General features: G+C 58.5%; 22 protein-coding genes. 7 read left to right on the top strand and 15 right to left on the bottom strand.

Translation table 11 applies throughout. The annotated features are described in order from the left end of the window. Window positions 1–62: 62 nt before the first annotated feature. Entirely contained in the window at window positions 63–1,433 is a 1,371-nt protein-coding gene (locus HY010_12520) for a PAS domain S-box protein (protein ID MBI3476549.1), read from the top strand. A gap of 161 nt (window positions 1,434–1,594) precedes the next feature. Here HY010_12520 and HY010_12515 read toward each other — a convergent pair whose 3' ends face one another. Both HY010_12515 and HY010_12510 read right to left on the bottom strand, forming a co-directional pair. After that, entirely contained in the window at window positions 1,595–2,677 is a 1,083-nt protein-coding gene (locus HY010_12515; protein MBI3476548.1) for an epoxide hydrolase, read from the bottom strand. 504 nt (window positions 2,678–3,181) lie between these two features. Further along, on the bottom strand, window positions 3,182–3,625 hold the full coding sequence (locus HY010_12510; GenBank protein MBI3476547.1) for a cupin domain-containing protein: 444 nt from the start codon (window positions 3,623–3,625) through the stop codon (window positions 3,182–3,184). Between the two features lie 311 nt (window positions 3,626–3,936). Here HY010_12510 and HY010_12505 point away from each other — a divergent pair, with 311 nt between their 5' ends. Next, window positions 3,937–5,565, top strand: coding sequence for an IPT/TIG domain-containing protein (locus HY010_12505; protein MBI3476546.1), 1,629 nt, complete (start codon window positions 3,937–3,939; stop codon window positions 5,563–5,565). Between the two features lie 60 nt (window positions 5,566–5,625). Here HY010_12505 and HY010_12500 read toward each other — a convergent pair whose 3' ends face one another. The 6 genes from HY010_12500 to HY010_12475 form a co-directional block, all read right to left on the bottom strand. Continuing rightward, the gene (locus tag HY010_12500; protein ID MBI3476545.1) at window positions 5,626–6,762 is read right to left on the bottom strand and encodes an abhydrolase domain-containing 18; all 1,137 of its coding nucleotides are present in this window, start codon (window positions 6,760–6,762) and stop codon (window positions 5,626–5,628) included. A gap of 56 nt (window positions 6,763–6,818) precedes the next feature. Next, complete coding sequence (alr, locus tag HY010_12495; protein ID MBI3476544.1) at window positions 6,819–7,973, bottom strand: alanine racemase; 1,155 nt, start codon at window positions 7,971–7,973, stop codon at window positions 6,819–6,821. Window positions 7,974–8,289: 316 nt separating this feature from the next. Then, window positions 8,290–9,006 carry an energy transducer TonB gene (locus HY010_12490; protein ID MBI3476543.1) on the bottom strand — a complete coding sequence of 239 codons (717 nt, stop codon included), beginning with the start codon at window positions 9,004–9,006 and terminating at the stop codon, window positions 8,290–8,292. A 140-nt stretch (window positions 9,007–9,146) separates the two neighbouring features. After that, window positions 9,147–9,863 (bottom strand): OmpH family outer membrane protein, encoded by a 717-nt coding sequence (locus tag HY010_12485; protein MBI3476542.1) that lies wholly within the window; start codon window positions 9,861–9,863, stop codon window positions 9,147–9,149. Window positions 9,864–10,220: 357 nt separating this feature from the next. Then, window positions 10,221–12,521, bottom strand: a complete 2,301-nt coding sequence (locus HY010_12480; protein ID MBI3476541.1) for a TonB-dependent receptor — start codon at window positions 12,519–12,521, stop codon at window positions 10,221–10,223. A 194-nt stretch (window positions 12,522–12,715) separates the two neighbouring features. After that, window positions 12,716–13,102, bottom strand: a complete 387-nt coding sequence (locus HY010_12475; protein MBI3476540.1) for a hypothetical protein — start codon at window positions 13,100–13,102, stop codon at window positions 12,716–12,718. A gap of 206 nt (window positions 13,103–13,308) precedes the next feature. On the opposite strand from HY010_12475, the gene HY010_12470 reads away from it, so the two are divergent. Together HY010_12470 and tilS are read left to right on the top strand one after the other, a co-directional pair. Continuing rightward, a complete protein-coding gene (locus tag HY010_12470) occupies window positions 13,309–13,653 on the top strand; it encodes an energy transducer TonB (protein MBI3476539.1) in 345 nt (114 codons plus the stop codon). A gap of 118 nt (window positions 13,654–13,771) precedes the next feature. After that, window positions 13,772–15,160, top strand: a complete 1,389-nt coding sequence (gene tilS / locus HY010_12465) for a tRNA lysidine(34) synthetase TilS (GenBank protein ID MBI3476538.1) — start codon at window positions 13,772–13,774, stop codon at window positions 15,158–15,160. A 311-nt stretch (window positions 15,161–15,471) separates the two neighbouring features. Here tilS and HY010_12460 read toward each other — a convergent pair whose 3' ends face one another. Beyond that, the gene (locus HY010_12460; GenBank protein MBI3476537.1) at window positions 15,472–17,952 is read right to left on the bottom strand and encodes a carbohydrate binding family 9 domain-containing protein; all 2,481 of its coding nucleotides are present in this window, start codon (window positions 17,950–17,952) and stop codon (window positions 15,472–15,474) included. Between the two features lie 154 nt (window positions 17,953–18,106). Then, window positions 18,107–19,153, bottom strand: a complete 1,047-nt coding sequence (locus HY010_12455; protein ID MBI3476536.1) for an AI-2E family transporter — start codon at window positions 19,151–19,153, stop codon at window positions 18,107–18,109. A gap of 130 nt (window positions 19,154–19,283) precedes the next feature. Between HY010_12455 and ruvX the strand changes: the two genes are divergently transcribed. From ruvX to HY010_12440, 3 genes are all read left to right on the top strand, one after another. Continuing rightward, on the top strand, window positions 19,284–19,715 hold the full coding sequence (gene ruvX, locus HY010_12450) for a Holliday junction resolvase RuvX (GenBank protein MBI3476535.1): 432 nt from the start codon (window positions 19,284–19,286) through the stop codon (window positions 19,713–19,715). 187 nt (window positions 19,716–19,902) lie between these two features. Then, window positions 19,903–20,280: a RidA family protein gene (locus tag HY010_12445; GenBank protein MBI3476534.1), complete on the top strand. Its 378-nt coding sequence runs from the start codon at window positions 19,903–19,905 to the stop codon at window positions 20,278–20,280. Between the two features lie 224 nt (window positions 20,281–20,504). Next, window positions 20,505–20,852 (top strand): FKBP-type peptidyl-prolyl cis-trans isomerase, encoded by a 348-nt coding sequence (locus HY010_12440; GenBank protein MBI3476533.1) that lies wholly within the window; start codon window positions 20,505–20,507, stop codon window positions 20,850–20,852. Window positions 20,853–20,962: 110 nt separating this feature from the next. Here HY010_12440 and HY010_12435 read toward each other — a convergent pair whose 3' ends face one another. The 5 genes from HY010_12435 to HY010_12415 all read right to left on the bottom strand — a co-directional run bounded on the left by HY010_12435 (window position 20,963) and on the right by HY010_12415 (window position 25,742). Next, window positions 20,963–21,151 (bottom strand): 50S ribosomal protein L28, encoded by a 189-nt coding sequence (locus HY010_12435; protein MBI3476532.1) that lies wholly within the window; start codon window positions 21,149–21,151, stop codon window positions 20,963–20,965. Between the two features lie 235 nt (window positions 21,152–21,386). Continuing rightward, complete coding sequence (gene mscL, locus HY010_12430) at window positions 21,387–21,803, bottom strand: large conductance mechanosensitive channel protein MscL (protein ID MBI3476531.1); 417 nt, start codon at window positions 21,801–21,803, stop codon at window positions 21,387–21,389. Between the two features lie 186 nt (window positions 21,804–21,989). Beyond that, entirely contained in the window at window positions 21,990–23,105 is a 1,116-nt protein-coding gene (locus HY010_12425; protein ID MBI3476530.1) for a DNA polymerase III subunit beta, read from the bottom strand. Between the two features lie 342 nt (window positions 23,106–23,447). Further along, a complete protein-coding gene (gene dnaA / locus HY010_12420; GenBank protein ID MBI3476529.1) occupies window positions 23,448–24,845 on the bottom strand; it encodes a chromosomal replication initiator protein DnaA in 1,398 nt (465 codons plus the stop codon). 351 nt (window positions 24,846–25,196) lie between these two features. After that, window positions 25,197–25,742, bottom strand: a complete 546-nt coding sequence (locus HY010_12415) for a single-stranded DNA-binding protein (GenBank protein MBI3476528.1) — start codon at window positions 25,740–25,742, stop codon at window positions 25,197–25,199. Window positions 25,743–26,235 lie beyond the last annotated feature (493 nt).

Genomic DNA, 26,235 nt, shown 5'->3' with positions numbered 1-26,235 from the left:
AGGAGCCATGATCAAAAGTGAGCATACCTGTCCACGGCCTTGGTGCATTATCTGTTTTACTCATGAGCACATTCAAGCAGCAAGCTCCACAATCGATGCCCGCTTCCGTGAACTGCTGGATGACCGAGGTAGGCGGAGCCTCAACTACGAAGCTCAATCGAACGCTCCGAGATGAAAGGGCTGTCGATCTCCAGCGGGCCGAACACGATCTGCTCGAAAGTGAAGGGCGCTATCGTACCTTGTTCGATTTGGCCCCCGTCGCCGTCTATTCCTGTGATGTTTCCGGCGTAATCCGGGATTACAACAATCGCGCAGCGGAACTGTGGGGCCGCAAGCCGGAACGCGGTGATACCGACGAGCGGTTTTGCGGCTCGTTCAAGATGTACCGCCCAGACGGTAGTTTCATGCCGCACGAGCAATGCCCTATGGGGGACGTGTTGAGTGGCAAGATACCGTGGATGCATGATGCGGAAGTACATATTGAACGGCCCGATGGCTCACGCATTGTCGTCATTGTGAATATCGCTCCGCTCACGGATGACCAAGGAGAAATCCGGGGCGCGATCAACTGTTTCTACAATGTCACTGAGCGCAAGCGGGCGGAGGAAGCCTTGCGGGAAAGCGTAACGGAACGCCAACGGGCGGAAGAAGCGCTCCGGAAAAGCGAAAGTGAGTTGCGCCTTGCAAACGGAGAACTTGAGTCTGCGGTCCAGAGTCGCACCGCCATGCTCAGGCACCTCTCGGTCCAGCTTATGCGTTTGCAGGATGAAGAGCGCAGGAGAATTGCTCGCAATCTTCACGACAGTTTGGGGCAGTATTTGGTCAGCATAAAAATGAATTTGGACTCCCTGAGTGGTTCCGCTGCACCGAGCCAAACCGAAGCATTGGCAGACGCTTTGGAATCGGTCGAACGCAGCATCGTCGAAACCCGTACTCTTTCTTGCCTCTTACATCCTCCCCTGTTGGATGAGGTTGGGTTTGCTTCCGCAGCCCGCTGGTTCACGGATGAATTCGCAAAACGAAGCGGGATTGAAGTCAGGCTGGCCTTACCCGACGGTATGGATCGACTCCCCGAATTAACAGAAATCGCACTCTTCCGCATCTTGCAAGAGAGTCTCACGAATGTCCACCGACATTCCGGCAGTTCTTCAGTGGAGATCGGCCTGACCATCACAGAAAACCAGGCACTGCTAAGGGTGCAAGATTTCGGACAGGGCATGCCCGCGAGGTTGATGCAAAGTTCTGACCTACATATCACCAATGTGGGAGTCGGTCTTAGCGGGATGCGCGAGCGTGTTGCCGATCTGGGCGGGAGTTTTAATATTGAATCCGATTCACACGGAACGACAATAATCGTCGCTTTCCTGCTGGCTGGCGGGTGGCCCGGGCAACCCGAGGGTGCGGGCGCCAAGTTGCTCGCGAATCTAGGGTAAGCGTGGTTGGCTTTCAGAGCTACGGGATGGAGCTAGGGTTCTGGGGCGAGCAGCCCCTCTTGAAGTCGAGGGGCGGTATAGAGTTCGCGGGCGGGGGCGCCCGCGCCACATAGGCTTTTCAAATCTTCCTCGTGCCAGGGCTCCGACTTGTTGCATGGCCCTCAGCTTAGGGTACGGAAGAAGGTGGTCAGGTCTGCTGCTACTGCTGCTGGTTCCTCAGCGTGGGCGAAGTGGCCGCCGCGCGGAAAGACGGTCCAGCGCTGGATGTTGTATAGGCGTTCCAAATACGAGCGAGGCAGGTCACCCTCGGGAACTTTCTGGTGCGCGAACAGACCAAACGCGGTGGGCGTGCTGATGTAAGCGGGATCGACCGGGTGCCAGCGATTGTCCCAATAGTCGCGCATCGACGAAGTGATGCTCTGGGTGATCCAGTACAGAGTGAACGTGGCGCAGAGGAAGTCGTCGGCCGGGGTAACGTCGCTCCACGAGTGCCACTTCTCGCCGAGATACGCCGCGAGCCCTGCCGGGGAGTCGTTGAGTCCATAGCCAACCGTCTGCGGCTTGGTGGACTGGATCGCGCTGTATCCGCGCTCCGTCACATCCCAGGCCCGATTCACCGCGAGGTACGAACGCTCAGCATCGGATAGATCCTTGTCGTCCACCACGGGGGCGAGATCCGATTCCAGTGTGGTGAGATGGATCCCGACCACCGACTGGGGATGGTCGAACGCAAGGATCGTCGTTACTCCGGCGCCAAAGTCATAACCGCTCGCGGCGTAACGCGAATACCCAAGCTCAGACATGAGCCGGTGCAAGCGATCCGCGACGTACCGATAGTTGATGCCGACTTTGGGTGGACGCGGCGAAAAACCATAACCGGGCAGGGAGGGTACGACCACGTCGAAGTGTTCGAGCATCGGCAGCATCGGCACGTAATCGAGGAAACTGCCGGGCCAGCCGTGCGTGAGAATGAGCGGCACACCACTACCGGATGTCGCACGCTGGTGCACAAAGTGGATGCCCTCCCAGGTGAAGTGGTTCAGCGCGTTGAGCCTTCGCTCCCAGCTACGCCAGTCGAACTCGTCGGCCCAGTAGGACACGAGGCGTCGCAGCCAGTTCAACTCGGTGCCTTGTTTCCAGTCGATGCCGGGTACCTGGTCGGGCCATCTTGTTTGGCGCAACCGTCCCCGCAAATCATTGAGCACGTCATCCGCGACTTGAATTCGAAATGGTTCCACTGCAATTACTCCCTCTTGGTCGTGATCTTCGAGATGCCGCGCAACGGGGAAGGCGTCCCTTAATGTAACTCCTATTACCTCCGGGGCTAAAGCCCCTCGTCTCTAGCGAACTCGGCGGCACGACTGAAGTCGTGCCCTCCCGTTCTTGTCCTCTCTAAACGGTAGTGCACTGGCGGCTGCGCTCCGATCTATAGTCGGGGCCGGCGGGGCTAAAGCCCTCTCTCCTAGAAAGACAGTCTTGATCGCAGCGGTGAACCGCTGCGCCACCCAAAAGCAAAATGGGCGGGGGAACGAGTTACTCCCTGTTGAAGTTGAGGAGCGGTATAGAGTTCGCGGGCGGGGGCTATGGTCTCATTTCATACAAAGACAGTCTTGATCGCAGCGGTGAACCGCTGCGCCACCCAAGAGCAAGATGGGCGGGGGAACGAGTGCACCCTGTTGAAGTTGAGGAGCGGTATAGTGTTCGCGGGCGGGGGCGCCCGCGAACACAAATGCATGGCTTGGCAATCTCTATTTCTCAACATAGTCCGTGTGAAATTTGCCATTGCCGTTGAGTTGAACGATTACGGTACCGTCCTTCGCCTCAACAAAATGAGCTATGCCGGCCGGAATGACGATGAAACTGCCCGGCGGATACGCTTTCAGCTCTTTGGAGTTGAATCTTGTTCCCTGGCCCACATACCAAGTTCCTTCGATGACCGTGACGAGTTCGTCCTGCGGGTGCGTATGCGCGAGGACGCGTTTGCCGGCGGGCATCCTGACACGATCGATCCATGCACCGCCGCGGCTTGAGTCGCCGAATAACTGCGCTCGCTCGCGGCCATCGGTGTAGTACGACGGCGTGAACCATCGCACTTGTTGCGGAGTGCACGCGATGATCTCTTTCCTGGTCGTATCCCCCAACATCAGCGTGACTGTGGCGCAGACCAATACTGCGAGCTTTAGCCTTTTCATGACCGCTCCTCTCATCGAGCACTTTGGCAGGCTACGCCGACGAGCTTGCGTTTTGAAAAAGGATTTTGACGCTGGCGGCTACGGGATGATTGATGTACTTCCAACGTCATGTAGGACGGGTGCACTCGTGGTCCCTGTCGGGGCGGGGGAGAGATTCGGGGTTCGCGGGCGGGGGCGCCCGCGCCACATGTTTTTCTGTGAGCTGAAAATACGGGGGTTAGGTCGAAATTAACGATTTCGTGCCGGCTTTTTTTTGTGGAGCGTGAGCCAATTGGGTCTGGTTTCGCACATTACTCAATAAGGAGTAGCATATGAGTCCCTTCGTAGCCGCCCGATCCATCCGTTTCGTTCTTGCATTCGTTCTTCTTGCTGTCAGTCCGCTGCTGCACGCGCAGTACACCGAAGTGCACAACTTTGACTGGCACCAGGAAGGAGCCAATCCGATGGGCCCCGCATTGCTCACACAAGGATTGGACGGCAGCCTCTATGGAACGCTGCAAACGCAGCTGTCCCACGATGGCTCGGTCTTCAGCATCGCACCCGACGGAACCGTGCTCGATCTCTACGACTTTCTCGGCAAACCGGATGGGAACACGCCGCAGTCGGGACTGAGTTTCGGATGGGACGGCAACTTCTACGGGGCGACGGAACGAGGCGGCACGTCGGATAAAGGCACAGTTTTCAAGTATCGCGACGGAGTCATGACCATCCTGTACAACTTCACCGATGGCACCGACGGCGCATTCCCCTGGGCTCCACCCATCCAGGCACCAGATGGGAATATTTACGGAGTTACCGACAACGGGACGAATCCGGGCAAAGCGTACAAGATCAATTTGTCCACCGGGGCGTTCTCGGTTATCGCAACGCTACCCTCACAGACAATTGCGCCCCTCATTCTGGGTACGGATGGAAATCTTTATGGGACGACTCCGAATGGTGGCACGTTTAATCAAGGCACAGTGTTCCGGCTGACGACAAAGGGAGTACTGAAGATCGTCCACAGTTTTGGCACCTCTGGAACCGAGGGAAAGAACCCTGCTGGCCCCGTCCTGCAAGCGGCGGACGGAAAGCTCTACGGCACTACAAATTGGGGAGGCGCGAACGGGTTCGGGAGCGTATTCGTGATGTCGGCCACCGGCGGTGGTTACAAGACGCTGCACAGCTTTCAGGCTATCGAGGGCGAGAATCCGCCGGCCGGAATGGTCCAGGGAAGTGACGGGTTCCTGTACAGCGTCGCCACGAGGGGAGGAGCCAACAGCCAAGGCACTCTGTTCAAGATCAATACGCAGGGAACAACCTTTACCGTGCTGCACGACTTTGGCACATCCAGCGGCGACACGCCGATGTCCACACCTGTGTTGCATACCAATGGGATCATCTACGGCACGACGAATCACGGAGGAAGCCAACAGCCGGCCTACGGCGTTCTTTACAGTTATGACGCCAGTCTGAAGCCCTTCATCTCACTCGTCATCATCACGTCGGGTCACGTTGGGGATGCGGCGGGAATCCTGGGACAAGGTTTCTTAAGCGCTACCGGGGTCACGTTTGGAGGCGGGCCGGGGAAGCTCATCCCGATCAACGATACCGCGGCGATCATTTCGCCCCTGGCGGGCGCGATGACTGGCCCAGTCAAAGTCAGCATGCCAACCGGCGACCTGGTAACGCCGCAGACGTTCAAAGTGCTTCCCTCCATCTCGGACTTTAATCCGAAGAGCGGGCCGGTGGGAACTGTGATCACAATTACCGGCATGAGCCTGAAGCAGACCACGAGCGTCACCATTGGCCGTGTGGTTCTGGGGCCGGGCGTTTTCAACGTGGTTTCCGACACGGCGGTGACGGCAACGGTGCCGGCAGGCGTCACCTCACCGGCTAAGGTCTCGTTGAAGACCAAGGGCGGTTCGGCAATTGCCAGGGGAAGTTTCACTGTGCAGTAAGGACCTCGTGAGACTTCATGGGTTCGCGGGCGGGGGCGCCCGCGCCACATAGGTTTTTTGTTAGTCGAAGGCGGTTCTCAGGAAGTTTCCTAGTTGCCAGCCGTCCATGTATTTGAAGGGAGTTTCTCCCATGGTGTAGTGGCCGCAGGGGAGGACGACTACTTTGTGGTTGAGTTTGTGGCGGGCGAATTCGTCGACGACGGCTTCGGATAACTCGGGTAAGAAGGTCAGATCGTAGCGCGCATAGATGATCAGCGATTTGCGGGGCCATCGGGAAAATTTGTCGAAGTAGACCATCGGGCTGACGGCACGCCATACGTTGCGAAGATCGTCGAGTTGAATCGCGGGCTCCAATCCCTCGCGAACGTGGCGGGTGGATTGTCCGTGCCAGACTACGTCGGCGACATAAGTAGAAGCGTGATTGAAGGCGGCAACGCTGATGCGCGGATCGTGGGCGGTGGCAATGAAGGCGTAACAGGATCCGAGGCTGGTACCGACGATGCCGAAGCGGTTGTAGCCTTGCGATTCGAGCCAGTCGAGACAACAGCGGACGTCGATGACGCCCTGGCGCATGGCGTCCATGGTGCGGCCAATGTTGGCGGAGACGGCGTAGTCGGCGCGATGAATTTCTTTGGGACGGCGAATGTCGTGATGCGGCAGGCTTAGACGCAGGACGGAGATGCCCATCCAGTTGAAGGCGCGGCACAGGGAGTTATAGGCGAGGGCGTCGGCGTTCCAGTGCGGGAGAAGGACTACGGCGCGGCGGGATTGTCCTGCATGTTTTTTTTCTTCAGCGGGAAACCAGCGGGCGTTGGCTAGATCGTTCTCGGGATAGGGAGTTCGTACGGGCGAAGTGAAGCGGAGGAAGTCGGCGTACGTGCCACGAACTTTCTCTTCTAACTTTGGGTCGGGAACGGCGCGAGTGCTGAAGACCTGGACTTCACGGCGCTCGAGACGGAAGTCGGTTGGCTTCTGGTAGGAGTAGAAGGCGTCGCTGTTCTCGATGATGTGGTCGTTGAAAGTTTTGAAATAGGCGAGCAGGTCGGCGGGCGAGTGGCTGGAGGGGCCTCCATTGCGGCCGGGCCAGTGCTGGGTCCATTCGACGCCCCAGTCCAAGGGGCGGATCACGCGGTTGTTATCGACCGAGGTGAGACGGGTTTCCCAGTTATACATCCATTGGGCGTAGCGCGAGGGCATCAGCTTGATTTTAGCAGCGGGGAGACGCGGCAAGCCGGGTCTCTACTCTAGGGTCTCTACAGGTAGATTCTGGGGACTCGTTTGGAGATGCTGCAGAGGATTTCGTAGGGGATGGTTTCGCAGATGCGGGCGTGTTCTCCGGCATCGATGATTTTGTTATTGCTTTCTCCCATCAGGATCACTTCGTCGCCGATATCGATGCCGGGAATGCTGGTGACGTCAACGGTGGTGAGGTCCATGGAGACGCTTCCGACGACGGGAGCGAATTCACCGCGAACGATGACGCGTCCGCGATTGGAGAGGAGGCGGTGAAAGCCGTCGGCGTAGCCCACGGGCAGGATCGCGATGCGGCTGCGCTGCTGGGTGACGAATGTGCCGCCGTAGCCGATGGCTTGTCCGGGAGCAACGTCTTTCAGAGCGATCAGGCGGGTCTTCCAGGCAAGTACGGGATGAAGCGGCGTCGCGACGTCGACAGGTTTGGTGCCGGCGGTGCGAATTTTGGAGTATCCGTAGAGGGCGATGCCGGGACGGATCAAGGTCTTCCAGGTTTCGGAACGGGCGAGCGTCGCGGCGGAGTTCGCCATGTGGATGAGTGCGGGCTGCAATTTGTTTGCGGCGAGAATGGCGAGAGCGCCTTCGAAGAGCGCGGTTTGTTTACGCGTCTTCTCGGGATCGCGGACGGTTGCGAAGTGCGTGCTCACGCCTTCGAGTTTGAGATGAGGGCTGGAAGCGAGCGCGGCAATGATCGCGGGCAACGCTTCAGGGCATACGCCGAGGCGGGTCATCCCGGTATCGATCTTGAGATGGACGGGGAGTGTGGTCTGTTTTCTTGAGGCGGCGGCTTCGAGCCGATCGATGTGCCATTTTTCCCAGACGATCGGCGTGAGCTGGTTGGCGACAACTTCGTCTTCTTCGCCTTTCCAGATGCCGGTCATCAAGAGAAGGCGGGCCTTGATTCCGGCCTGGCGGAGAGCCATGGCTTCTTCGGTGCCGGTGACTCCGAACCAGGGCGCGCCTTCGGATTCGAGAGCCTGGGCGCAGCGGGCGGAGCCGTGTCCGTAGGCGTCGGCCTTGACGACGGCGCAGATGCGGACATTCTCCCCGACATGCTTGCCGACAGCGCGGTAGTTGTGGCGGAGAGCGTCGAGGGAAACTTCAGCCCAGTTGGGGCTGGTCGTTGTCGGAGAGCGGTCACGGCGCGGGGCGTTCACTGGGGCGATTATAAACGGGCGGGTAGTGGCTCAGGTTGAAAGAGATTCGTATCAGCGCATGCCTTCAGGCATGCCAAAGAAACAACCGCGAACCGGCTTCAGCCGCTGCCTTGCCCTCAAGCCCAGCGGCTCAAGCCGCTTGATTTTCGTATTTCGCGGCATCGCTGAAGCGATGCCCTGATACGAATCTCTTTCAAACTGAGCCACTCCCACCAGGCGAGACTTGTTGCTATCGCCCCCGGGGCTAGAGACTTTCCGGCGCTAACCCACGGCTTGCGCCGTGGGCTGTAATCTTGCGCCGCTCCGCGGCTCGCTTCTAGTTCCCCGACAACAAGAAGTTCACGGTGATTTCGGTTTCGATTTCTATGGGGTCGTCGTTGAGGAGGTAGGGACGATAGCGCCATTGACGGACGGCGTCGATGGCGGCTCCGGCGAGCATGGGATGTCCGCTCTCCAAGATCAGATTTTCGATTGTCCCTTGTTTGCTGATGATGGCTCGCAGTTGCACCGTTCCTTGAATGCGCGCCTGGCGAGCGAGTGGTGGATAGACGGGCTGCACGCGAAAGATGAGATTGCCTTCCGCCCAGTGAGAAATCTTCAGAGGGTGCGTGGGAGCTGGGGGCTTGGGCGGAACGACCGCGATGGAATTTCCGACTGAATTGTCGACGCCACGTCGAGCCGGTCCTATTCCACCATCTAGTGGCAAATTTCTGAGGTCAGGCGTGTCCGCAACCGGCCTATCGTGCACATCGGCGATCGTGTCCGGAATACTGGGTGGCGCAATCACGTGTTCTCCATTGAGATTGGTGGTGGCTTGCTCTGCGGGATGCTGACGAAGCACGGGCGGCGCAGTTCGGCCGGGAGGCGGAAGAATGACCCTCTCCCAGAACATGAGGTGCGGCGGGCCTGGAACGATCAACAGCGGGATGAGCAACAACAAACTCAATGCCATGGCTTGCGCGGTGAAGGATGCGAGAGCGGACCAACCGCGGCGGGCGGAGTGATCCCAGGAAGTTTCGAGCGTGTTGAACATGATGTCCTCCGAACGGGCCCCGTTAGTGCTACAGACACCTGTGCGGCGGAGTTTGCTCCTGCAGAAACGATGCGGAGAGAAAAAGAAACAGGCCGCGCTTGCACGCGGCCTTGGGAACTATCGTTCGATGATTGGTGTCGTTACTGCTTCGGCGGATTGCTCGTGGCAGGCTTGGGAGCCGGGGCAGCCGCCGGTTTCGCAGGCGAGGTTGCGGGCTTCGCCGCAGGCTTCGTTCCTCCAGCGGATGCTGGCGGTGCGGGCACTCCCGACTTAATGTTGTAGGCTTCGATGATCTGGGTGGTGAGGTCAACGGAGGGTCCAGCCATGATTACGGGACCTTGCGGCCATTGTTGAGAGGTGTCGATGAGAAGTCCGTAGCCGTTGTCGGCAGCGTACTTCGCGATCACGGGCGCCATCTTGCCGAGCACGCGCTGCATGATCTCGCCCTGCTGGCCCTGCGCTTCTTCGCGGGCGTCCTGGACCGAGCGTTCGAATGCTTTTTGCTTGGTCTCGATCTGTTTGCGAAGGGTGGCGGCGGCTTCCTCGTTCATCTTGTCGCCCTGGGTGCTGAGCTGCTTCTTGAGGCCTTCGATTTCGTCGCTGACCCCCTTCAGTTCGGCCTGCTTGGGTTCGAGCTTCTTGCTGAGGGCTTCGGCGTCACGGCGACCTTCGTTGCAGTTGAAGATTGCGCCTTCAATGTTAATGGTGCCAACCTTGGTGCCGGTGGCGAGCGGGGTGGCAGCAGCAGAGGATGGTGCGTTGGGGGCGCCGGCGTTGTCCGCGGCGGTCTGCGCCCATGCGCTCAGGGATAGTGCGAACACTGCAGCCACAAGAATTCTCATAAACTTGCTGGTCATTGATCCTTTGAACTCCTTCGGAATAGTTCCGGAAATGCTCGGTGCCGGCTCTTCACGCCGAACGTCAGGCGTGGCGATATCCCACAGAACCGTCTAGATGGTGTGGACGCATAGAATTATACGGAGGTTGCTTGGGCAGCGTCAATTCGGGGGTCAGAGGCGAGATTTATTGAGTAATGGATGCGGCTGACCGGACCCGGCACTTAAACGCCGGGCTATCTCCAGTCGTCCCTCCGGGACTTGAGGCGTGTCCTCCGTTTTACCCAGCGCTGAAGCGCTGGGCTATGTTCGGTCTGCAATTTAGGCTCTTGCCTGTTATGTTTCGAGCCTTCTATTTCCAGCCTCTCTTTCCAGTCTTCAGAAATGGAAGCGGTATTTCAGCTGCACGCTTACTTCGCGGGGATTCGCGAAATGGGTGCCGCCGAAGGTGTTGCTGTTGTCGAGGAGATAGTGATGGTTGGTTAGATTTAGTCCGGTGAAACGGACGCTCCAGTTTTCGCCGAAGGATTTGCCGAGCGAGAGGTCGTAGGTGGTGTGGGATGGCAGGTGGGTGGGGCCGTCGCCGTCCACGAAGCCAGAACCGTAGCTGATGCCGAAGTCAGCCCAGGCGTGCCAGGGCAAATTCACGTTCGCGCCGGTGGAAAGAGTGTCGCGCTGATCGTGGTCGAGCTGGCAGAGCGGATCTTCGCAAACGTCTCCGGTGATGAGGCCGCCGGTGACGATGCCATTCCAATCGGCGTGCTGATGGGAATAGGCGAGGCGCCAGGAAACGCGATTCGCAAGACGTGGAGATGAGGCGCTGACTTCCCATCCGCGAATGCGCGCGTGATCGAGGGTGAGCGGGAAGAAGATGTTGGAATTGCCGAGCGCGTCATGGTCGAAGAAGTTCTTGGCTCCGGTGCGGAAGTTGGAGAGGTCGATGGTCCAGCCTTTGACGGGGATGGCGAGGCCGAACTCACGTTGCTCGTCACGCTCTCCGTGCAGGGGCGCAAAGTTGCATCCGGCGTCGGTGCATTGATTGAGCAACGCTCCGGTAACGGTGAGCAGCGGCGGAGCCTGATAGTAGCGCCCATAAAATGCGCGGGCAACCCAGTTCAGTTTCGGGATGCGGAGGGCTGCGCCGATACGCGGGTCGGCGGCGTTGTCATTCACTCTGATGGATTGTGAAGTTTCGCCATCGAGCTGGCGCGGGCCTTGAAAGCGGGTGAGGCGGACTCCGGCGTTGACGGTCAGCCAGTCGGTCAGGTGAACCTGGTCTTCAAGAAAGATCGCGGAGACCGATCCCCAGGCGGTGTCGCGGATGTGGAGTGGAGTCTGTTCGGGATCGCTGCTGGCCACGCCGAAAAGTTGATTGTCACGTTGTCCCCAGGATTGCAGTCCGATGCGAGCGTTGTGCTTACCGCGCTGGATGGCCAGCATGGCCGTGCCGCCGAAGTAGTTGGAGCCGCGATCGTCTTCGGGAATGGCGACGGCGTCAGCAGGATTTCCATTGAAGGTGCCAACAAAGTTGCCGGCGTAGTGGGCGCGGTTGAAGTGGTAGAAGGGCGAGACGGTGAAGGTCAAGCCAGGGCCGGCGGTGTGAATCCAGGAAAAATTGACGAAGGCATCGCGTTCATTTTCGACGTCACGATTGTCAGCAGTGGCGGGATCGTTGGGATCAATCGGGACCTGGTAATGATCGCCGCGGACGGAGGTGACGAACCTCAACTGATCGTTCGCAGTCTTGTTGAAAATGATGGAGCCGAATCCACCGAGACCGGCCGCCTGATCGTGCTGCACGCGGGTGATGGGAGTTTCGAGGCCGAGGTCGTTGCGATATCCGGAAAAGCTGCCGTAGTAGGCGAGGCGCTCGGAGTGGTCGCCGAAACTGATTTGATTGTCAGTGTTGTTGAAGCTCCCGTAACTGGTGGTGAGTTCGGCCTGGCGGTTGCGCTCGAAGCCAGAACGGGTCACGACGTTGAAGACGCCGTAGCTGCGGTCTCCGTATTCGGCGTTGTATCCGCCACGCTGCACTTCAAGGTAGTCGATGTCTTTAGGATCGAATTGCGGTCCGACGTTGGAGGCGATGTTGGTGTTGGGGACGGGCACGCCGTCGAGGAGCCAGGAGACTTGGTGTCCGCCGCGGATGTGAAGCTGGTCGTGGACGATATAGGCGCTGGGCACGGTGCTGGTGATCATGGCCAGCGAATTGGATTGGTCGGCACCGGGAGTCTGGGCGATGTCTGCGCGGCTGATCAAGGTGGCAGTGGTGGATGAAGTCGGATTCACGGTCATGGGTGCATCCTGGACTTCCACAGTCTCCGTCGTGGCGGCCAATGTGAGAGAAAAATGAAGGCGGACGTCACGACTGGAGGAGAGTGCGAGATGCTGCTGCTCGGTGCGAAAGCCGGTGGATTGAACATCCACGGTGTACTCACCGATGGGAATCTTCTCGAATGTGAATTCTCCGGCATCGGTGCTGGTGGCGGTCTGTTCGAACTGCGAGTTCGTGGCGTGGAGTTTCACGGTCGCACCGGTGACGGGACGGTGCTGGGGATCGTGGATGAGGCCGCGGACGGATCCGAGGATGGAGGCGTGGGCAGCAGGCGGGATGATTGCAAAGATCAGGGTTACCAGCGCCGGGATGAGAGTGGTCCGGATCGTGTTGTGGGTGCTCATGTTCAGTCCTTAGCTCGTCTTTTCATCGAGCGGACCCAGCACTGACGCGCTGGGCTCACGGATGACTCCGCTCTGTGGCTGGCTGGTTCTGCGTGCGCATATCCCATGCAAAACTTCGACACAGACAAAGGCGGCCTATGCAGGCTGCTTTCAGCTGGTGCGGTTTGCATCGGGATGCGTCCGGTTATGAGGAGTTAGAGCAGGGGCGGAGCGCGGGCGGAATCGCTGTCGGAGATATTGCTGAAAGTCAGGAGCGCGATCGAGATACGCTGGGTCTCGGAGGTCGGTAGTACGTGCTGGATGGTCTGCTGCGATGGCGCTTGCGCCCACTGAGAGGTGGCGAGTCCACGGCAGCAATCATGATTCTGACAACAGGAATTGACGGACTGGAACGATGTTTCGGGAGATGACGGCGCAGAGGACATCGGCATCGCCATGCCTTGATGACACTGCATCACGGGCTGGGCGGGCTGCCGGGAACAGTGCGGCGCCATGGTCTCGGAGGCGCGAGCCATCGCCAGCGGCCCGAAGGCCGGGACGATCATCACCAACACGAGAAGCCTGGCAATCCAGCGCTGCATATCTTCTGATGAAGTTTCTTGGTAGCCCTTGCGGGCTGCCCCACGTTGAAAAAAGGATACTACAGGGAACGGGGTGGGAGCACGTCCAGCGGCGATGCTTTCTGCAACAACCCTAATCAGCAACGGGCACGCAGGCTTTCGTTTCACCGCAGCGATTACCTGTGTAATCTTCTGCCGGGTCGCTGTTTCCCTTAGATTTTAGGTATATGAAAATTTTGGCACGTCCGATTGTGGTGGGCGTGATTGTTGTTGCTGCCGCCTTACTTTCGGGGTCAAAGGACGCCTGGGCGCAGGAGGCTGCCGCAAAGCGAACGTTGCTGGAGCATGTAGCACCGCCTTGTCCGACACTGGCCCGAAGCATGGGAGTGTCGGGTACGGTGAAGATGGAAGCGCTGGTCGCCCCGGATGGAAGCGTAAAGACCGTTGACGTCCTGGGAGGGCACCCCGTTCTGGCCCAGGCTGCGGCGAACGCGGTGCGGCGGTGGCGATGGGAAAAGTCCACGCGCGAGACCCGGGAAGTCGTACAGATCAAGTTTTCTCCTACCGAATAGATAGTCTGCTCAAGTCTTCTAGCTGTTCGCACGGTCGCATGCCGCAGTCTTTTCTGGGTCATTGCTGGCTTGCCATATCCGACAAACCTGACAACGCTTCCTGCGTTACCATTTCCCCGTGCACGATCTGGCGGAGCGGCTGCTGAAAACAATTCGCAAGCAGGAACTGATCCGGGCGGGAGATCGGCTGGGCGTGGCCGTGTCTGGGGGCGCAGATTCGGTGGGGCTCCTGCTTCTGCTGGTCGAATTGCGAGCGGAGCTAGGAATCGGATTGTCAGTGGTGCACGTCAATCACAAGCTGCGCGGACAGGAGTCCGATGAAGACGAGCGTTTTGTAGCCGAGCTGGCTCGTCAGCAAGGGCTGGAATTGCATAAGGATGTCGCGGGAATGATTGATCGGACGTCTGGAATTGAAGCGGGCGCGCGGAAACTGCGCTATGACTTCTTTCGGAAGCTGGCGGCAGAGGGTCGCGTGACGAAGGTCGCTACTGCGCACACGCTGGATGATCAGGCGGAGACGGTGCTGCTCCGAATGTTGCGCGGGGCGGGGATTCGAGGGCTGGCCGGGATTCATCCGCGGCTGAAGCTGGAGGAGACGGGCGGTGAGGTGGTGCGTCCGCTGCTTGGTTTTCGGCGGGCCGACGTGGAGAGTTATCTGCGAGAGCGCGGACAGACTTGGCGGGAAGATTCTTCCAATCGCGATCTGTCATTTTTGCGCAATCGGGTTCGGCATCGCTTGCTGCCAGTGTTGAAGAAAGATTTCGGGACGGCGGCGGTGGAGAATCTTGCGGACCTAGCGGAAATCGCGCGTGGGGAAGAAGAGCATTGGGTGGAGGGGCATCCGGAGGTTCGTCCAACAGAGGAAGGAGGTCGTCTGGAGGTGAGCGCGTTGACGACGCAGCCGGTCGCGGGGCAGCGGCGGTTGATTCGGGGATGGCTGGAAGCGAATGCAGCGGATCCGACGGTTTCGTTTCGTTTGATTGAAGAAGTGCGGGAACTTGCGTTCGGTCCGGCGGGCAAGCGAGTGGAACTGCCGGGCGGTGGGCGGTTCGTGCGTCGCACGCAGCGCGAGATTTGCCTGGAAGCGGGCCGCGATCCGAGATTGTCGGACTATGAATACCGATTGTCCGTTCCGGGCGCGGTTGATGTCCCGGAATTGGGGATTCGGATGGAAGCGATGTTGGTGGAACAGGATGCGGTTCCGCAGGACGAGCGTGGTGGATTGCTTGATCCAGCAAAGTTGACGGGAGAAGTCACGGTGCGCAACTGGCGCGCGGGGGATCGCTTCTGGCCGGCGCACACGAAGGCAGAAAAGAAGGTAAAAGACCTGCTCAGCAATCGGCATATTGTCGGCGAGGCAAAGGGGAACTGGCCGGTAGTCGTGGCGGGCGGGAGTCTGGTGTGGATGCGGGGATTTGCGGCGCCGGCGGATGTTGGGGCGGAGGGAATGGGAATTTGGATTCGAGTGGTGGAAAGGGCGGGGGCTAAAGCCCCGTCCAATAGGTGATGCTGACCGCAGCGGTAAACCGCTGCGCCACCCAAGTTTCTTTCGCCCCTTCGGGGCTTGGTGCATCCTCACAAACTAGACCCACGGCTTACGCCGTGGGCTGCAATCTTGCGCCACTTCGCGGCTATGGCGGGCACAGGCTTAAAAAATTTCCAGGCATGCAAACGCAGTTGTGCGGCACGGGGAGCGTGGGCTGTGCGGGCCTTAGGTGTGTGTGGGGCGTTAGGCGTCGGCCGTTGGGCGTGGGCCTTTGGCGTATAGGATTGCGTGGAATCGCGCGGGCATTGCGTGGGCGCGAAGGTTACGACTGGTCAGAAGCGGAAGAGGTAGGAGACTTTTACGAAGAAGAGGCGTCCGTCGTTGATGAGGCGATTGGAACGAGCGACGCTTCCGAATTCGCCGAGGGCGAGGGCGGGGTCGAGGTTCTGCTGGTTGCTGTTGTAGCCGACATAGACTGCCGTGCCGGGATGCACGAGGTAGGTAATCAGAAAATCGGTATTGAAGTTCTTCGTCGTGGGCAGAAACGTGAAGATGTTGAGTTCATTTCCAGGTTGATTCTGCGTGAGCGTGGCGCTGTATTGCATGATCGCGCGCAAGGACAGTTGCCGATTGATTTGCAGGTTCCACTGGCTGCGGATGATGTGATTATTAAAAACATTCGCGTTGGTTTCGCGCGTGCGCAGACGGCTGAATAAATATGTGTTGTCGATCCTGAGGGGCGTGATCGGACGCACGGTCAACACTCCAGCGCCCAGGTCCGAGCGGGCCAGATACGGTTTGCTGAATGGATCGACTGATCCGGGAATGAAATTTACGGCATCACCCCAGAAGTAGTACCCACCGAGAGTTAACTGCGCAAACGGCGAACTGGAGACGTTTAGACCGCTCGAGTGCTCGTGAAAATCCACGCTGCTGTCGAGTACTCCCGGATAGTCCGATGGGCGGAGGCGCTCGCGGAATTCTTCATACGGGAAGATGCTGATGCGCGTCTGGCGCTTGAGGTTGACGTTCAGACTAGGCAAGTAGTCGGTATCGAGACGCAAACCGTTGTGGTCCCACGTCCAATGGCCGGACAGTTCCGGCCCCCAGCTGACGACTGGTCCATGTTTCGGGCGAAAGAAATAAGCCGTGTCATCGCGATACTCACGGATGTCGGGACGCGTGACGAATCCGGGGACGGTAGTGAAACCGGGGCTAACGTCGTTGAATGTGCCGGTGTGATTCAGATGGCGGCTGGTGTAGGTCACGTCGGCTTTGTAGTTTTCGCCGAATGAGTAGAAACCGCCGAAATTTGTGGAACTCACCACGGCTTGAAGGTCCGCAGTCCAGTTCGTGGAAAACTTGAGCCGCGAGTCGATGCCGCCGACGCGATTGAAATCGCTGCGGCGGTCGAGGTTGACGTTCGAAGTCGCCGGGGATTCCCAATCTGTAAAAATCGCACCGATGCTGGACTGCTTGAAGATGTCGCGTGAGACGCGCGCGATGGTGAAATAGTCGCGCGACTTGAAGAGATCTCTATCGTTGGGATCCCGGGTCAATCCGGGGCCGCGATCGTCGCTGGATAAAATTCCGAGCGAGTAGGGTCCGACTTTGCCGGTCAAACGAATTCCGCCGGTGGGATTGACGATGCGTCGCGTGAAGAACAGGTCGATCGGTGTGCGGAAGTAGTCGGCGTTCTCGATGAAGAACGGACGCTTCTCGGGAAAGTAGACTTCGTAGCGCTGGTTGACGGTAACCTGGGGCTGGTCGGATTCGACCTGGCTGAAGTCAGGATTGGCGGTCACGTCGAGCACCAGGCTGTCCTTGAGAATCAGCTTGCCGTCGAGGCCGAAGGTTCCGCCGATATCGCGATTCTGAAACGCGGCGCAATTGCGATCGGGCAGAAGCGGCGTGGGGCAAGGCGTGCCTCCCGCGACGCGGTCGTCGACGCTGTGGAAGGAATTCAACAGCGTGTAAGGAATGAGCTGAATGTTGCGGCCCGGAGAAATCCCACTGAGCCCCTTGGCGGTTCCAGCCTGGCCGAGCCGACCTTCACGGTTGACGGAGATGTGCGGCCAGAACGACTTCTCGTTATCGCGAATAATTTCGCGCAGCAGGATGATGCCCCACGTCTGATCGTGTGCGGAACTGAAGCGCAGGCTGCGAAATGGGATGGCCATCCAGGCGACGTAGCCCTGGCTGGTAACTTTTCCTTTGGAATTCCACACGGTATCGAACGAGGTGTCGAAGTTGCCGCCGGTGTCAGCGAATGAAGCTTCGGTCCAAACGGCGTCCCACTGAATGCCTTTGGGATTGACTTCAAATTCATAAGCACGACGGCGATCGTGAAACGTGTCGAGCATGATGGCGACATCGTCGTCGGTGCCATCGAAGCCTTCGCGTCGAGTTTCGTGGGCGCGAATTTTCGCGGGATCGTCGTGACAGACGAAGACGACGTAGAGATTCTTGTCGTCGTATCCGAGATAGGCTTCGGTGGGTTGGGTAACGGGTTCGCCGTCGTGGGGATCGCGCTGGACAAACTTTGTGACCTTAGCCATGGCGAGCGCAGCTTCGCCTTCCGGCTGCATGGTGAGGAACTCTTCAAGAGTTGGAGCGCGGGAAAGGCGGGGAATGACCAGGCCGCCTTCGGAATCGGTGGAAAGTCGCTGGGGTGCGGGAGTGGCGGCTTCTGATTGGACTTGCGAGGAAGGTGAGGCAGAGGGAAATCCGGGCGGAAGCGCCCGAACCATCATCGGCAGAAAGAACACTGCCCCCAGGGACACACAGGCCTTCAATCCAAACTTTCTGGACAAAACGAACCCCTCGCTCCGCTGCCCCCTCAGACACGCGAAATCAGACGATACAACAAAATTCTGTGTTTGTCAGGGGACCATCGGTCACTCGGAGTAATCAGTTGGATGTCAGGTGCAGCCGGCAATCTACGTTACTGGTAATCGGCGCGAGGGCTTATTCGCCGAGCCATGCTGCGAAAGCTTTCATGGATTCCACGTGGTCGAAGATGATCTTCAGTGCTCCAGTGATGGGAATGGCGAGAACTAATCCGATGGCGCCCCAGATCCATCCCCAGAAAAGGAGTGCGATGGTGACCGCCAGAGGGTTGAGCTTGAGGCGAGCGCCTAGCATTTTTGGATACAGGACATTCAGGGCGAACAGATGGAGGAGGATGACGACGAAGACTACTGCCAACAAGTCGCTGGCATCGAGTTGTCCGAGGCCAACGAGGATGGGAGGCACCATCGCGAGAACCAGGCCCAAATAAGGCACGAGGCTGAGGAAGCCGCTGGCGAATCCGATGAAATAGAAGAACGGAACTCCGAGCAGCCAGAAAATGATGACGCTGATGCCGGAGATGAGCAGGCCAATCAGGAGATTACCGACGATGAAGCTCTGCAACATCTTGCCGATCAGGCCGAGCGTGACGTACGCGGTGTGGCGATGCTCGAGTGGAAAGAGCATGACGGTCGCGGAACGCGCGTGATGCTTCCAGGTCAACAGAAAATAAGCAAGAAACGGAACGAACGAAGCCGCGAGCAGGACTTCGGTCAGCGTACTGACGCCGTGCGTGAGCATATCGGCCCAGCTGGTGACCTGCCGCACGGCGAGCACGTTGGTTGGTTCGGGCTCGCCAACGGCTTCCTGCGTCTTCTCCAATTTCTCGGCCTGCTGGCGAAAGGGCTTCAGCATCGAGCGAATTTTCTGGGAATACTGCGGCACGGAGTCAACAAAGGCGACAGCGCGGCTGTAGGAGGCATAAGAAATTCCGTACAGGATCGCGAGCAGGATGAGGACGGCCGTCAGCGAGCCGAGAGCGCGCGGAAGACGCAGATGGATGCTGAAGAGTTCGACGAGCGGATCCAGAATGAATGTCAGGAGGATGGAGAAGAACATCACGGCCAGAACGGATTCTCCGTAGTAGGCGAACACGATGATCAGGCCGATGCCGAGCAGCGTCAGCGACCAGTGATGCCTGCGGTGTGTGTCGACGGAGTCCATTGCGCGCCGGGCATCATTCTGCCTGACTGTGCGAAGTTTTGCACGAACGGATTGCGAAGGGCGATCAGGAAACTGTGGGCGCGGCTATTGAAATCGCCGGTCTCCAGCGGGATGCAATTTACAATGCCTTATGACCGATTCCGTCTTGCGCACTCGCATCATGGCTCTCGACGTGGGCGCGCGGCGTATTGGGGTGGCGGTCTCGGACCAGTTGGGAATCACGGCGCAGGGAATCGATACGATCCAGCGGAAGAATAAGCGCACGGATCTCGAAGTGCTGCGGCGGCTGCTGGCCAAGTATCAGATCGAGGAAGTGGTGGTTGGACTGCCGCTGCGGTTGAGTGGAGCGGAAGGGACGCAGTCGGAAAAGATGCGCGTCTTCGCCGACGATTTGCGGCACCACCTGGGGGTCACGGTCCACTTGTGGGACGAGCGGTGGACGTCGACGGAAGCGAACCGGCTGTTGCGGGAAACAGATCTCTCGATTGAGAAGCGGGCCAAGGCGGTGGACCGGATGGCGGCGACGCTGATTTTGCAGTCATGGCTGGAGGCGCACCGGTAAGGAAGGCCCGTTTAAATTCAAAGGCTCTACCACGAAGGACACTGAGGTTTCACGAAGGTTCACTAAGGGAGGCTGAAGTGAGGGGATTGGTTGACTTCGGTTTGGGGAATCTGCGTTAATCTCACTTCGTGCCTGGGGATTGATTTTTGTCGAAGAAAGCGACGCTACTTCTGCGTCGGGAGGATTTATGCGTGATGTGATTGCTACCGATCAGGCTCCCAAGGCGATCGGTCCTTATTCGCAGGCGATTCGAGCCAATGGATTTGTATTTACGTCCGGCCAGGTGGCGATCGATCCAGCGACTCAACAAGTGGTTGCGGGAGACGTCTCGGTGCAAACGGAGCGTGTCTTCAAGAACCTTGCCGGGCTGCTCAAGGCGGCGGGCACCAGTCTGGATAAGGCGGTCCGGTGCACGGTCTTCCTGAAGAATATGGGAGACTTCGCGGCAATGAATGAAGTGTATGGTCGTTATTTCACCGCTGCTTTCCCGGCGCGTACGACGGTGGAGGCGGCGCGGCTTCCGAAAGATGTGCTGGTCGAGATCGATGTGATCGCGCTGGTTTAAGGTCAGAGGTTAGAGGTCGGATTGCAGAGGTTTCAAACTCGGAAGTCGGAGAAGAGATCATGAAAACATTTGTGGTGGCGGTTCTATTCGGGATGGCAACTTTTGCTTTCGCGCAGACGGGAACTACAACCAAGAAGGCTCCTACAACGGCGAGCAAACCGACGGCGAGTAAGCCGGCGGTGCACCGGCCGGTGGCGCGTCCTGCGGCGGGGCCGACGAAGGTTATGGGAGACGGGGTCAAGACGGCGAGTGGACTCCAGTACTGGGACATCAAGGCAGGCACAGGCGCTGAGGCGCATAGCGGCCAGCATGTGAAGGTCGACTACACGGGCTGGCTAACGAGCGGGAAAAAGTTCGATAGCTCGGTGGGGACGGGACGTCCATTTGATTTCTTGATTGGCGCCGGGCAGGTCATCAAGGGTTGGGACGAAGGCGTTGCCGGAATGAAAGTCGGCGGGAAGCGGCAGCTGCGGATTCCGGGGAACCTGGCATATGGTCCGAAGGGATATCCCGGGCTGATTCCGCCGGATGCGACGCTGATCTTTGACGTGGTGCTGGTGAGCGTGCGCTAGCGCAGCTCGCTCCCGGGCGAGGAAATGCGGATCCCTGGCCCTTCGGCAAGCTCAGGGTCGGGATGACAGTTCCACTGAATTAAGGGGTGGAAATCGAACCAGGCTACAACTTACGCCTTGACGACTTTACCGCTACGCAAGCAGGACGTGCACACGCGCATCCGCTTGGTGGCGGCGCCAACCTTGGCATGAACGGGGCGCAGATTGACGTTCCAGCGCCGTTTGGTCACGTTGTGGGCGTGGCTGATGTTGTTTCCGAACTGCGGCCCCTTGCCGCAGATTTCACAGACTCGTGCCATAACTCCTGAATCCTTTTGGGGCTTGATGCCGCTTGACAGGTAAAGAGTGATTTTACAGGAAATTGGGCGATTTCGCCAAGGGCGGGGGGATGGGGCGCTGCAAGCCCCGATGATCTCGGGGCCTGAAGGCCCTTGTTATTGGAATCCTAACGCGACCCTGAAGGGCCGCTCTTCCACTTAAGTCAAAACCCGCTTGGCACTCGCACCACGATCGAGAAACATCCCCTGACGGGCGTTAGGCTGCTCGGCTTGCCACCGGCTGTGAGCAATGGGCACAGCGGCGGGCGTCGAGGGGAATCTCGCTCAGGCATTCCGGGCACTTCTTGGTGGTCGGATCGGCCGGCGCTGGATCTTTGCGCGTACGGGCGATCAGGGCGTTGATCGGAGTCACGACGAAGAAGTAAATCGCGGCGGCGACCAACAGGAAATTCACAAGGGCGGTGATGAACGCGCCGATCGGGAAGACGGTGGTGCCGACGGTAAAGGTGATCGCGGTGAAATCGGGCTTGCCTACGAGAAGGGCAATGAGCGGCTCGATCAGAGATTTGACCAGAGCGGTGACCACTCCGCCAAAAGCAGCGCCGATCACGACGCCGACTGCCAGATCTACTACGTTGCCGCGCAGAATGAATTGCTTAAAGCCTGAAAGCATAGGGTGCCTCCTAAATAGAATTCGGCGCCAAATGTAACTTGCGAGCGGAGAGTTGGTCAAGCCAATTGGCGATGTTAGGCCGCTATCTATCCCGCGCGTTTGAGGCAGAAAAACAAAGGGGAGGAGGGACCGAATCCCTTCTCCCCTCTTGATATTCTTGCCGGATCCGATGTCAGTCGAACGGTCTCAGATCCGCATCGGCATGACGATGTAGCGGTACTTGTAGTCGTCGCCTTCGGCGGGGCGGAACTGGCCGGCGGACTGGGCGTCTTTCAATTCCAGTTTTACTTCGGTGGAGCCGGTGGCCTTGATGAAGTCGATCAGATATTGGGCGTTGAAGCCGATGGTCACGGGGTCGCCGGCGTAGGCGACTTCAATGGAATCCTCCGACTCGCCGGAGTCGGTGGATGATGCCGAGAGTTTCAGCTCATCTTTTTCCAGGCGCAGGCGGACGGCATGGGAGCGTTCGTCGGCAAACTGGGCGACGCGGGAGATGGCGGCTCCGAGTTCGGCGCCGGGCACGCTGATGGACTTGGTGATTTCCTTCGGCAGGACGGCTTCGTAGTTGGGGAATTGTCCCGTGAGCTGGCGCGAGGTAAGCAGGCGCTGGCCCACGCGGAAATACAGGGTTGATTCGTCTTTCGCGAAATCGATGGTCTCGGCGTCGGTGGAGTCGAGCAGAGTCTTGAGTTCGTCCATCGCCTTTTTCGGGATGAGCGTTTTCATTTCACCGGAGACGCCGTCGAATTTTTCTCCGGCACGCTCGATGTGGGCTAAGCGATGTCCGTCGGTCGCGACCATGGTGATCGATTCGCTCTTCAGCACCATGAGCGCGCCGTTCAGGGTGTAGCGCGATTCTTCATGGGCGATGGCGAATCCGGTCTTGGAGATCATGGAGCGCAGGACCGCAGTCGGAATCTTGATGACGCCGGCAGTCGGAAATACGGGCAGCGCGGGAAAATTCGAGCGCGCCATGCCGACCATTTTCGTATTGGATCGTCCACAGCGGATGCTGACCCAGTGATTCTCGAGCAGTTTGATGGTGATGTCGGCGTCGGGAAGAAGTTTTACGTAGTCGTAAAGCTTGCGCGCGGGGATGGTGCAGGCGCCTTCTTTTTTTACTTTCGCGTTACAGGCGGTGCGCAGGCTCAGGTCGAGATCGGTGGCGGTGAGTTGCAGTTTGTCCGCGGCGGCTTCGAAGAGGTAGTTGGAGAGAATGGGGATCGTAGTCTTGCGCTCCACGACGCCCTGGGTTGCGGTCAGCTCACGCAGCAACTCAAATTTGCTGATGGTGATTTCCATGGTCGTTGTCGCTGTGGCCACGACAGGGGCTACGTCCACCGGCATAATGACTCTCCCGACTGCTACTTCTGTTACTTCCTTATATCAAAAGCATAACCGATAAAACCAGCAGTAACAGCAGGTAGGCCGGAGAAGTGGAAAAAGAGTCCACCTCCTGCTGCTGCAATCAGATCGGTGACAACCCTTCGTGTGAAAAATCGGGCGGCTGGACGCCGGAGATCACACTAAGAAAAGACTGTTTCCGAAGTTCCGTTCCAGTCTGGCACAGGTTCCACAGACGATCCACTGCCCGAGGGCAGGAAGAATGGACCGTTAGGTGGAAAAACTGGTGGAAACCGCGATTCATGCGCCCAACTGCTCGGTCAATTTATTGAGCAGCCTGTTTAAATCTTTATCGCCTTTGCGGACTTCTTCGATCTTGTCGACCGAGTGCAGAACGGTGGTGTGGTGCTTACCGCCGAACTGGCGTCCGATCTCGGGGAGCGAAGCTTCGGTCAGATGCTTGGAAAGGTACATCGCAATCTGCCGTGGGTAGACGATCGAGCGCGAATTGTTTTTTGCCTTGATCTCAACCAGGCGCAGACCGAACTGTTCCGCTACGGCCTTCTGGATGGACTCAATGGTCACTCTACGTGCTTGTGAGTCGATGAAATTCTTCAGCACCTGCTGGGTGTAGGGCAGAGTGATCTCGGCGCCGATCAAGGACGAGTGCGCGACCAGGCGGATCAGAGCGCCTTCCAACTCGCGAACGTTCGAGCGGATGTTGGAGGCGATGAAGAGCGCGACTTCGGTCGGCAGCGTGACCTTCTCCTGCTCGGCTTTCTTTTGCAGGATGGCAACCTTGGTCTCGAGGTCGGGAGGCTGGATATCGGCGATCAGTCCCCACTCGAAGCGGCTGCGCAAGCGGTCTTCTACTTCCGCCAGTTCTTTTGGCGGGCGGTCGCTGGCGATCACGATCTGCTTCATGGATTCGTGCAGAGCGTTGAAGGTGTGGAAGAACTCTTCCTGCGTGCGTTCCTTCTGCGCGAGGAACTGGATGTCGTCGATGAGCAGGACGTCCACGTTGCGGAACTTGTCGCGGAAGCTGGTCATCTTGTCGTAGCGCAGCGAGTTGATCATCTCGTTGGTGAACTTCTCGCTGGAGACGTAGCAGATGGACGCTTGCGGCGTGCGCATTTTGACTTCGTGTCCGATGGCCTGCATCAGGTGGGTCTTGCCCATGCCAACGCCCCCGTACAGGAAGAGCGGGTTGTAAGCCTTGGACGGGCGCTCGGCGACAGCCTGGCAGGCGGCGTGGGCAAACTGGTTGCCGCTGCCAATGACGAAAGCGTCGAAAGTGTAGCGCGGGTTCAGTTGCGCGGCGCTGTCCCAGTCAAAGCGGGCCTGAGTCTGGAAGGAAGTGGAGGCAGACTGGGGCTGTGATCCGGAGCCGGACATTGAAAGGCCGCCGTTGTGGCGAATCGGCGTGTTCGAAGGATCGTCTTCGGCAGTCACGAACTTTACATCCTGATATTCGAGGCCGAGATTGTCGATGGCTTCCTGAATGAGGTCGGCGTACTTGTCGCCCACGCTACGGAATTCAGCGGTGGGAACACGGATGAAGAGCACTCCATCTCTGGCATGACTATAGCGGGTCGGCTTCAGCCAGGTGTCGTAGGAGTGCCGATTGATTTTCTTTTCGAGCGCATCGAGGATGCGCACCCACGGATTCGGGATGATGGCGGAACTGGAAACAGACATTTTTTTTAAGAAAACTCGGGTGTCCGGTGAGGGCGCGCCCGGGAGAAATCCGAAATCTTTAACTGTGAATTCTTCTTTACCGCAGAACAGCTTTTGCTTTCGCAGCCACTGGTTGCCTTGGTGAAATTTACAACGGAGACGAACGGCATACTAGCATAAAAAAAATTGTCGCGTCGGTGATGCTGACAAACATTTTCAACGTGAGCGCTCTATGGGAACGCTAATTTTTCTCGCTGTCAAGTGGCGAGAAAATAACTGCCGCGCAAAGGGTGCAACTTGGTTACGTAACGTGATTGTTTCCGTTCAAGGCCGTGGTGTAGAGACGAGGCTTGCCTCGTCTCTACCGAGAATTCATGAGATGCGGCGGCGTTCCGGTCGTTCGGGCCTGGCGGTGGATTTGTGGTCTCCGGGATAGACGACTACGCAGCGGCGTCCGCCTTCGCCATCGCTCTCAGTGCGCAAATCTTTTTCCTCGCGCAATGCGAGGTGAACCATGCGGCGCTCGCGCGACGACATCGGCGAAAAGCGATAGGGCTCACCTGTATGACGAACTTTTTCAGCGGCGGTGCGAGCGGCCATCTGGAGTTCCTCAATGCGCAGCGAGCGAAAGTTTTTGCAGTCGAACCAAATCTTCTCGTGCTCGTTGCCTTGCAAGCGAAGGATTTCCGTTCCCAGCAGTTCGAAGGAGCGCAGGAGTTCGCCTCCCCGTTCGAGGAGCAGGGCGGAATCCGGTCCGGCGAATTCGACGAGGATTTCGGGATGTTCCCATTCGCGCTGTTCGGCGATGGGAGGATCGACGGTGATGCGGTATTTGAGTTTGAATCCGCCGTGAGTGATGACGGCTTGGAGGAATTCTCCAATTTTCTTGGCGGCGGCGACTTTGTCGGCGATTGGCATAGTTGGCTCTCGGCCTGTACAGATTCTTTCGCCCCTTCGGGGCTCGATCAATCTCGCGTTGCTACACACGGCTTGCGCCGTGGGCTGTAATATTTCGCCGCTTCGCGGCTGGAGTCTTTCCTCGCACTACGGGTGCCGTCCCTAAAGGGACTCAACCTTCTCGCGGCAACCTACCCGGCACTTCCGTGCCGGGCTTTCCTGTCCCGCCGCTTCGCGGCTGGAGTCTTTCGTCGCACCACGGGTGCCGTCCCTAAAAGGACTCAACCTTCTCGCGGCAACTTACCCGGCACTTCCGTGCCGGGCTTTCCTGCCCCGCCGCTTCGCGGCTGGAGCGCCGTTGGCGCACTGTTTCCTGCACAGCCGCAGAGCTGGAAATCCGAAGAGCTGCACCGGCCCGCAGAGTCCGAAATCTGAAGAGCTGTACCGGCCGCAGAGCTGGAAATCTCGCAGATCTGCACCGGCCACAGAGCCAGAAATCTTGAAGAGCTGCACC

It is taken from the genome of Acidobacteriota bacterium, from assembly GCA_016196065.1.
Taxonomy (GTDB): Bacteria; Acidobacteriota; Terriglobia; order Terriglobales; family Acidobacteriaceae; genus Acidiflorens.
This window is presented reverse-complemented; position numbering and strand designations above follow the sequence as displayed.